The sequence below is a fragment of the Hoylesella marshii DSM 16973 = JCM 13450 genome (assembly GCF_000146675.1).
GTDB lineage: Bacteria > Bacteroidota > Bacteroidia > Bacteroidales > Bacteroidaceae > Prevotella > Prevotella marshii.
Genome location: NZ_GL397214.1, coordinates 1,291,890 through 1,299,117, shown reverse-complemented (window position 1 = coordinate 1,299,117; position 7,228 = coordinate 1,291,890). Strand labels below are relative to the sequence as shown.

Here is a 7,228-nt window from a genome sequence, read left to right as displayed (position 1 = left end):
TTATATTTGGAGTTTTCACCAACTCTTCCCGTTGCTCACGGACACGTCTGACGTGAAAATCGTTGAGATCTTTGAAGTCTCTATAATACACAGCCATATCTTCTACCTTAAAACCTGTGTTTACAAATTCCTGCACAGCTTTTCGCCCTGCATCGTCATTGTCAAGAAAAGCACGAACGGAGGTTATATTTCTTTCATTCAGGTAGTGGATACTTCTTGCTACATTACTCACGGAATTCATCACGAGACATTGGTTGGAGACCTCCCCTTTCATTGAAAGAAAAGAGAGAAAGTCCATAAAGCCCTCGAACAGACAGACGGGCTGTGCCTTGTCCTCAAATATCGGAGTGATGTTCTTCGGGGCAATCGTTCCCTTGAACGTATTGTTGTCCCGAAGTTCATAACCACCCGAAGAATTGGCAAAGCCGATGGCTTCATATCTCTTTCCCCTTACCTCGTAGCTGATACATTTGAGAAAGGGTGTTGCCTTTTTCAAATTGATGCAACGTTCCTTGATAAGGTATTCCTGCAAATGCGGCGGCAAGGTGTCTGATATGCTTATCAGTCTCCTTGTTTCGCTTGCTTGTCTTGTAGTTGTCTGGTTGAGACCAATACGGGGTTCAGTCTTTGAATAGCTGTGCGCTGTATTATCGGAAGCGTTCTGCCCCAAACGGCAGATGGCTTCCGAGAGCGTACAGCCTTCCAAGCGCATACAGAGGTCGATGATGCTTCCGCCCCTGCCTTCGGCATAGTCTATCCAAAGGTTCTTTTCCCTGTCCACTTTGAAACTCGGACGCGTTTCCTCCCTGAGCGGTGAACGGTACATGGCATAGGTTGGTGTTTTATGGACAGGCCTGATACCCCTCCTTTCGAGATACTCCACGATGGGATATCGCTTGATAAGTGATAAATCTTCTTCTTTCATTATTTTGATACTTTAATGGGTTGAATGATAATTATTTATGCTTGTCTGTTTTATGGTTTTACCGTTTCCAAAGTTTTCCCCTCCAAACTTTTTCATCATTCTTCTTACTACATACTATTTTGTGATAAGTGATTGATAATCAGCAGCACTTTTTAGTATAGGACGATACTACACATACTACTACATTTAGCTACTACAAGTCTGAAGGAGCGGGCAGGGCAAGATTTTCCTAATCTTGTAGGCATAGATGGGGCTACCTCCGTTTCTTCGCTTGCTCACCTTTATGTATCCTGCTTTCTTCAAGGCTTCGCCCATACGCTTGGCAACAAGTGGTTGGTGAGTATAAATACCCAAATAGGTGAGTATCTCCGTAGTGGTCATTAACGAATAGTTTTCGTCCTCCGCTGGTTTCTCGAAGCAACGCAACAAAAGCTCCATCTCAGCTGTCTGTACTTGAAAGTCTTCACTCTCCCTATATAGCTCGGCTATCTCATCATCGTCAAACCAATAACGAAAACCTGACTTTAACAGGGCTTTGGCTTCAGCATAGACCTTGTCCATTGAAATACGCTTGGCTTTCTCTATGTCTATGGAAAGAACTTCAAAGGGCAGGAACCGTCTGCTGCCTGTGGGGTCGGTAAGAAAATCGTTGCCGTTCACCGATGCCACGAAGCTTGCCAAGTGGGGATGCTCTTCCACATACTTGTCATACGGCATACGATACTTGACCATCGGACAGGTGATAAGGTTTTTCAGTTCGTTCTCGTTCCGCTTATTGAGTGCTTTGAGCTGGTCATCTATGTTTACGATAAGATTCTGACCGATATAAGTAAGTGTGTCTTTCTCCTGCGGATATATCTTGCCCGTGTAGCTGTAACCATGCAGTGCTGGCGGACAGAGCAGGTCAAGGAACGTGGTCTTGAACTTGCCCTGCTCGCCTGTCAGTACGAGACAAGCGTGGTTGCGGCACTCGCGGTCGTCCATCGCATTGGCAACCACCGCCACGAGCCATTTGGTAAGATACGGCAACCACTTTTCATTGTTACGGACAACAACGCAGCTTGCCAAATCAGAAATTGCTTTCGGTGAAAGAGAAAAAGGAGCACTACTACCACTGTAATTACTACCATTGCTACTATCATCACCTGTATCAATCAGTGGCAATGCCTTGAAATACTCCTGTATGGGATTGATGCGCGGAGAAAAACTGCTTTCAATGATGGAATAAAGGTTCTCGGCAGAAGTCGCTATGCTTTCATCGCAATCGAGTTCCCTGCGAAGTGTGTTGATTTCATAACGACCAACCTTTACAAAACGATTATTACCCTTACTGCAATATTCGGTTCTGCCCAGTACAGTATTGTATCTGAACTCGTAGTGTGTGGAGAGGTAGGTTTCTATCTCTGCGTTCTTGGAGGAACTCCTCATTCGATGAGGATTTCTCCTGCTGCCTGTATTGCCTGCATCTGCGTTCTTTTTCATTATTCCCTTGAATTGGTTTCCAAGAGTGAAGTTAGGGTGAGCATGCGTAACTTCCAAGCATTCAGAGTCTTCTTGCATAATATTGCGCTCGTCCGCTGCAAAATTCTTAGGGGAACAAGCTGTCAAGAAGAGCATTTATCGCCTCATTAAGCAAAAAACGGATGACAGGAAAGATAGATTAGCAGAAATACGGATGTTACTGTCTGCTTTCAGATGTACTCTTTTGCTTTAATTACCTTATTAACCTCATTTGTGCAGTGGCAAGAACATCAATCTGTCTCTTTTGTCCCCATCATAGCACCACAAGCTGCCACTTGAATGAAAAGTGATGGAATAATAAATGCCCGATATTAATTTTGCATAAGACAAGCTGCGCTCGGCAAAGGATAAGTGAACTTTCCTCTGCACTCGCTTGCATTGTCTTTGCAACAAAAGAAGAAGATGGGGCAGGAAAACGCAAATGCGAACCGATGAAACGGATTGCTCTTTTCCTGATAGTTCCCGATACTTCCCTGCTGTTCCCCACGGCTTTGAGAGGTGTACGCACGCCATTATCTTTGCCGATGAAAACTGGAAAGATTTGAAACAACAAACAATAACAATATAAAATTATGAACTATTACATCATTACAGAAACCAATTGGACAAAGCTTCGAGATGAAATCTTGAGCCTTGCCGAGAGTTGCCACAAGGCATTCGGAGAGAAAAGCAAGCATACGGACTGGCTGCACAACGGCGATGTGTGCCGGCTGCTGAACATCAGCAAGCGCACCTTGCAGCATTATCGTGATACGGGTGTGCTACCGTTTACGCAAATCGGGCACAAGTGCTATTACAAGCGTGAAGATGTGGAAACATTGCTTCTTACGAAATCGAACAAACCTAAAAACAGACAGATATGATGGAAACAGCAAGAGACTTGAACATGGAGTCGGACGAGATGCAGTTGGTCGTCTCAGCGTTGAGAGGTGTAGGTAAACGAATAGTAGAAGTGGCGGATACACACAAGCCACTCTTTGCAGGCGAACTTTTCCTAACGGGCAAGGAAGTGTGCGAGCGACTGTATATCAGTCCCCGTACCTTGCAGGACTACCGAGACAGGAAGATTATTCCCTACACGCAGTTTGCAGGAAAGATACTCTACAAGGCTTCGGACTTGGAAAGGATGTTGGAGGAGAATTACTATTTTAAGTCCATTTGAGTTTAGTATTATAATTCGATTAAAAATACTTATTAATAAGTATTGCCAGTATAGAATTCTTCCCATACCTTTGTATCCAAAATTGAATTAATGATAAAAATATCACACAGCCGCATAAAGGCAACAATAAAAGGAGCGTACTGTTTTTTAAACAGTACGCTTTTTTTTATGAACAAAATTGAACGATGTCCGTTAATAAAATAGTAATGAAAATATTAAAAGAAGATATAAGAAACAGAATTGTCACAGCTGCCCGCAATGAATTTATTAAAAAATGGTTTTAGAAAAACTTCGATGCGAACAATTTCTGCAAAATCAGGAGTTGTCTTAGGTAATATATACAATTATTTTAAGACAAAAGATGATATTTTTTATGCTGTCCTTAGGCCTTTACTTGCTGTCTTGGATGGAAGGCTGTCCTCCTATCGCATAGAATCCAACAAAATAGACAAACTTCGTTTCTCTATACAAAGTCAAAAAGATTTGCTAAGAGAAACGCTTAAAATAATTTTCTTGTATAAAGAAGAATTAAAGTTATTGCTCTTTGAATCAAAAGGTACTTCTGTAGAATTTTTCCGTGAAAATTTTATCGAAGAACAAGTTGCAATAAGTAAAGAATATATTGACCAAATGCAAAAAGTCTATCCACAAATACAAACAAAAGTTTCGTCACTATTCTTTCGGATTTCCTCTTCTACATGGGTAACAATCGTCGGAGAGATTGTCTCAAATCCAGAAATCCGTAAAGAAGAGGCAAAACAGGTTTTGTCTGAATATATACGCTATAATACAGCAGGATGGCGAGAACTCATTAATCCATAAAATTATGAACAGATTATTCATCGTAACGATACTGTGTTTGTGTACAACAGTTTTGTCTGCCCAAAATATATTACGTGGGAAAATCATAGATAAAGAAACAGGACTTCCCATATTTGGGGCATGCATATCAATCAAAAATACAAAACAGAAAACAGTTTCTGACAAGACAGGCAATTATCAAATTGACATACCCTCAAATGGAACATGTATTGTTGAGGTTTCATTTGTTGGATATAAACGAGTAAGGCAAGTCATTGTATTAAACGGCAATATCACAAAAGACTTTTTCTTAGAATCATCAGCGAACGTCCTTAACGAAGTTGTAGTGAGGGGATCTTCCCAGCAGGCGGAAATAAACCGCATTCGGCAAAGTCCTATGGCTGTAACCGTAGTGGACGGATCCAAGCTGCGGGGACGTTCAAGCGGTATAGAAGAAATTCTTACACGCACGTCTGGCATCAAAGTAAGAAAGACAGGCGGATTGGGAAGTGCGTCGCGCATATCTGTACATGGTTTAGAAGGTAAGCGTGTCGCCGTATATATTAATGGGTTTCCACTCAACAGTCCTGACGGTTCTTTCGACATCAACGATATTCCAATAGATGTAATCAAATATATAGAGGTGTACAAGGGTATTGTGCCTGCAGAATATGGAGGCGACGGATTAGGAGGAGCCATCAATATTGTGACACGTGAGGATGAATGCGACTTAGTAGGATTCACGCAGGAATTGGCATCATTCGGAACATCCAAGACACTTACAAGTGCTCAAAAGCTTTTTGCAAAGTCAGGCATATTATTTAATGTTGCTTTCTTTAAGAATAAATCCAAGAACAACTACACGATGTCATGGCCAGTATTCGAAATAAACCTGCCAGTCTCAGAATACAGAAAGGTAAGACGAAATAATGACTATTATGACGCAGACTTCTATCATGTCGGCATTGGTTTTAGAAAGCTATACTTCGATAAACTGGATTTGGAATGCGCCTTCTACAGAAATAAAAAAGGTATACAGTCTCTTAACTTTGATTCGCAGCATGCCTATATGAAAGGCTTTAATATAATGCCCACTTTGCATATAGAAAAAGACGACTTCATCTTTAAAGGTTTGGAAATGAAATCATCCCTTGTTATTCCTATTATACAAACGAGCCTGATAGACACAACAACAACAAGAAGACAATGGGATGGAACCATCACTCAGGCAATGGGGGAAACAGAAGATAATCTTCTTAATGAATCCCATAACCGGCAATTTGAATTACGAAACAAATTTAATTTAAAATATACATTTGGACAACATACATTCAACATAAATGATCAACTTGCTCTTTCGGACTACCGTCCTAAAGATGAACGCATGAATGACTATCTCGGGTTCGATCCTAGCTCGTTCCCCAGCAAAATGATTTCAAACAATATCGGACTCTGTCATTTGTATGCCTCTTCCAATCATCGTTTTCAGAATTCCTTGACGATAAGCATTTACTATCTGAAGTCAAAAATCTTTAGAACAAGCGATGCCTTGTCGAAAGCCCAAATGAAAGATGCATCAGCTCCCAAACAAACAAGTGTGAACAAAACGTACTACGGATTTAGTGAGGGAGTGAGCTATGAGTTTTGGAAAGGCGTGAGGGGAAAGTTCTCGTTTTCACACAATGTGAGACTCCCTGACACAGGAGAACTTTTCGGTAACGGAATGAGCATCAAGCCATCAGTGAACTTACTGCCTGAAATTGGAGACAACCTGAACGTTGGAACCATCATAGATACAAGAAATGTGATAGGACTTACCCGCGTGCAGTGGGAAACAAACTTCTATTACATGTATATCCAGAATATGATAAGGCTTTTCCCCGCTGATATCCGTTCCATCTACACAAACTTGGGAAAGACGAGCACGATGGGGTTTGATACCGATTTGAAAGTAGACGTGACACCAAACATCTATACATATTTCAATCTTACACTACAGGACATTCGAGACCGGCAGAAATGGTTAAACGATGCAAAAGGGACGGATAATCCCACATATAATAAACATGTACCCAACATACCGTCTTTCTATTTTAACTATGGTTTGGAGTATCATGCAGAAAATTTGCTGGGGCGAAATGAACTATCTAGAATTTATATGGATGTGTCCCATGTCGGAGAATTCGATTGGGGATGGCAAATGAGCACACTGTCCGACCAGCGTAAAAAATGGATTATCCCCTCCAACGATGTGTTTACCATAGGCCTTCAACAATCCTTTTGGCACAATAACATTTCATTGAGTTTCGAAGTTGAGAACATCTTTGACAAGGAGAACTATATGGAATTCAAGATGCCACTGCAAGGACGCACTTTTAAAACAAAATTACGTTTTAATCTGTTCCGCGACAAAACATCGGGCGGAGCAATGAGTTTGTAATATATTACCAATTTAAAAACAAATAAAATGAAACATTATTTTTTAATCGCAGCCCTTGTGTTGCTATCTCTTGTAGGTCTCACCTCATGCGGAAAGGACTCTCCGGACTTTCCTCCCTCTACAAAATCTGAAGTAGGATTTGTACACAGTGTAAACATCGGAGAAAACACATATATTAGCCTGTTCAAGGATTTGAGTGTTAGTTCACTCAATACAGACAACGCATTGGTGCTTCCGAAGGGGGCATTCACATTCGTGTATAAAAATAAGATATATGTGACAGATACAGAACACTTCTACAAGTACATCCCTAAGGATGGAATCCTTGTTCAAGAAGGAAACACCATGCTATTTCCAAGTGGTGCAAAGGCCACATACA

General features: G+C 41.2%; 5 protein-coding genes and 2 pseudogenes. 5 read left to right on the top strand and 2 right to left on the bottom strand.

Going from position 1 to position 7,228, the window contains the following annotated elements:
- Together HMPREF0658_RS05400 and HMPREF0658_RS05395 are read right to left on the bottom strand one after the other, a co-directional pair.
- The coding region (locus HMPREF0658_RS05400) for a toprim domain-containing protein (protein WP_006949213.1) at positions 1 to 925 on the bottom strand (925 nt) is incomplete at its 3' end.
- 186 nt (positions 926 to 1,111) lie between these two features.
- A complete protein-coding gene (locus HMPREF0658_RS05395) occupies positions 1,112 to 2,542 on the bottom strand; it encodes a virulence-associated E family protein (protein ID WP_006949212.1) in 1,431 nt (476 codons plus the stop codon).
- Between the two features lie 476 nt (positions 2,543 to 3,018).
- On the opposite strand from HMPREF0658_RS05395, the gene HMPREF0658_RS05390 reads away from it, so the two are divergent.
- The 5 genes and pseudogenes from HMPREF0658_RS05390 to HMPREF0658_RS05370 all read left to right on the top strand — a co-directional run.
- Complete coding sequence (locus HMPREF0658_RS05390; RefSeq protein WP_006949211.1) at positions 3,019 to 3,309, top strand: helix-turn-helix domain-containing protein; 291 nt, start codon at positions 3,019 to 3,021, stop codon at positions 3,307 to 3,309.
- Complete coding sequence (locus HMPREF0658_RS05385; RefSeq protein ID WP_006949210.1) at positions 3,306 to 3,608, top strand: helix-turn-helix domain-containing protein; 303 nt, start codon at positions 3,306 to 3,308, stop codon at positions 3,606 to 3,608. The genes HMPREF0658_RS05390 and HMPREF0658_RS05385 overlap by 4 nt, the downstream gene beginning before the upstream one ends.
- Positions 3,609 to 3,793: 185 nt before the next feature.
- Positions 3,794 to 4,430: pseudogene (locus HMPREF0658_RS05380) on the top strand (TetR/AcrR family transcriptional regulator).
- Between the two features lie 4 nt (positions 4,431 to 4,434).
- Positions 4,435 to 6,849, top strand: coding sequence for a TonB-dependent receptor (locus tag HMPREF0658_RS05375; RefSeq protein ID WP_006949208.1), 2,415 nt, complete (start codon positions 4,435 to 4,437; stop codon positions 6,847 to 6,849).
- A 27-nt stretch (positions 6,850 to 6,876) separates the two neighbouring features.
- Positions 6,877 to 7,228 (top strand): annotated as a pseudogene (locus HMPREF0658_RS05370) (YncE family protein); the annotation flags it as partial.